This window comes from Fulvivirga kasyanovii, from assembly GCF_009711405.1.
In the GTDB taxonomy this organism is placed as follows: domain Bacteria; phylum Bacteroidota; class Bacteroidia; order Cytophagales; family Cyclobacteriaceae; genus Fulvivirga; species Fulvivirga kasyanovii.
Genome location: NZ_SMLW01000258.1, coordinates 1 through 2,558, shown reverse-complemented (window position 1 = coordinate 2,558; position 2,558 = coordinate 1). Strand labels below are relative to the sequence as shown.

2 protein-coding genes are annotated in these 2,558 nt (G+C 43.2%); both read right to left on the bottom strand.

Features of this window, described 5'->3' with window-relative positions:
* Nucleotides 1-302: 302 nt before the first annotated feature.
* Nucleotides 303-695, bottom strand: coding sequence for a response regulator (locus tag E1163_RS01560; RefSeq protein ID WP_246223459.1), 393 nt, complete (start codon nt 693-695; stop codon nt 303-305).
* Nucleotides 696-725: 30 nt separating this feature from the next.
* The coding region (locus tag E1163_RS01555) for a PAS domain-containing sensor histidine kinase (protein WP_343033717.1) at nt 726-2,558 on the bottom strand (1,833 nt) is incomplete at its 5' end.

The window sequence follows — 2,558 nt, the reverse complement described above, 5'->3', positions numbered from 1 at the left end:
TTTTTGCTGACAGACAGTTGTTAATAGCAAGCATCCATTTGGTTACAATTAGCGTGGATTTTCGGGGCCGTTTCCGGTTATATTTCTTGATTTTTCTTTTGTAAGATTTACTGACGATATGCGCATATTGGGAAATGTAGACGTTCTCTCTTCTTTGAATTAATATTTTATTTTTTATTAAAAACTGGATTTAATTATGGTAGCTCGATTGAGGGCAAGGTGGAAGAAGCCATTGTGCGGGTGACACTGGGTTACTTTCTCTGTATCCAGGTTTGTCTAAAAAATACGCGCTGTTGCCTACTCTAAAAATACGTCCCCAAAATGTCAGTCAACATTTCAGTAGTCAACGGCTTATTTTTAAACTCCTTGATTTCACGAGAAAATTGCTCATTGGCTCTTTTTTCATCGTCAGAGTTTAAGGAGCTTGTCAACATTACCACCAGGATAGGCTCATCATTATTAAAAAATTGCTCCTGCCGCGCTCTTTCCAGGAAGTCGAAACCATTCATACCGGGCATGTTGATATCAAGAAAAATAAGGTTGGGTACTGGGTATTGTTCAGGTTGCTCCCGGCTGAACCTTAAATACTCCAACGCTTCTTCACCTGTGGTGACCGTCTTTACCTGTTTTGCGGCCGGTATTTTGTTAATGGTGCGGGTGTGTATGAAGTTATCATGCACATTGTCATCTATCAAAAGTATACAGTTAACCATTTTCATTTCAGATCACTCATTTGCTTTGCTAATTGTAAAATAAAATTTTGAGCCAACCCCGGGTGTTGACTTAGCCCAGATACGACCGTCATTAATTTCGATAATCTTTTTACATGTTGCAAGTCCAATGCCAGTACCCGGGTAGTCGTTCTCGGTATGTAACCGTTGAAATATCAGGAATATCTTTTTTAGATAATTTTCCTTTATACCTATGCCATTGTCTTCAACTGAAAACTCCCACAAATTTTCTTTATCGCGACACTCAATATTAATTTCCGGGGGCACCTCCCTTTTTCTAAACTTGATGGCATTGCTGATCAGGTTTTGAAAGATCAGCTTTATTTCGATACTATTACCTGTGATTACAGGCATATCCCCGACGTTTACCCTGGCCTTATGGTCGCGCAGTACCCAGTCCATCTCTGTCAGTATTTCTTTCAGTACAATATTGCAATCGACCTCTTCAAAGGTTCTGTTTCTGCCTATCCTGGAAAAATTCAGAAGTTCTTTGATCAGCACCTTCATCCTTTCGGTAGACTTCATGATTACGCTGAGAAAATATTGGCATTCCTCATCCAGCATGTCGCGGGTGGACTCTTCCAGTACACCTACAAAATTAGTGATGTTACGAAGTGGCTCCTGAAGGTCGTGAGAGGCTACATAAGCAAACTGTTCCAGCTCTTCGTTGGATAATTCGAGTTGATCAGCATACTCTTTCAGTTCCACAGCCGCCTTTTTCTGAGCAGAAATATCTCTTATGGCAGCCGAGACAAGCAGGCCGTCTTCCGTCTCGATAGGGCTCAGGCTGATCTCAACCGGAAATTCGTCGCCATCCTTCTTTTTGCCGTACAACTCCAATCCTGCACCCATAGCTCTGGTGCGTGGTTCGGCAAAGAAAGACTTGCGGTGAGAGGGGTGCACAGCTTTGTACCGGTCCGGGATCAATATGTCTATGTCCTGACCTATGATTTCTTCCCGTTTGTAGTCAAAAAGTTTTTCAGTCTGTGCATTTACCAGTACGATATGTCCCTTTTTATTTACAATTACCATGGCATCGGGGGCAGACTCCAGCAGACCTTTAAACTTCTCTTCACTTTTTTTCCTGATGGTAATGTCACGAATGGCTGCTGAAACAAAGATACCGTCCTCCAGCTTGAGGGGGCTTAAGCTGATTTCAACCGGAAATTCCGTCCCGTCCTTGCGCATGCCGTAAAGCTCAAGGCCTACTCCCATTTCCCTTACCTTCGGGTCTTCAAAGAAGCGTTTGCGATGTTTAGGGTGTTTATCTTTGAACCGCAAGGGGATCAGGGCTTCAACATCCTGCCCTACAAGCTCCGTGCGGTCGTAAGAAAACAGCTTTTCCGTTTGGGCATTTACTAAAACGATCTGGCCAAACTTATTAACGATCACCATAGCATCAGGGGCAGATTCAAGCAGGGCCTGAAACTTGCCCTCAGCCTTTTTCTTATCGGTAATGTTCCGCATTACGGTGGTAGTACCCAGTATCTTTCCGTTGGCAGCTTTTATAGGCGACAGGCTTACTGACACAAAAACAGTATTTCGTCTCTTGTCGAGCCTTTCTGTTTCATAGTTTTCCACCTCTTCCCCCCACAAAATGCTTTCACCCAGCCGTTTCTCTTCATTGGCCTTGATGATGGGTATGATTGGGCTGATGTCGTTGCCCAACAACTCTTCAGGGCTGTAGCCAAAAAACTCCTCTACTGCTTTATTGACAAACAGGATTTTACCACTGAGATCACGTACGATCACGGCATCCTTAATGGATTCCAGAATTGATAAATGAGAAAAATCTTTTCCCTGAACTTTGGTCATAGCTGCCTGAAT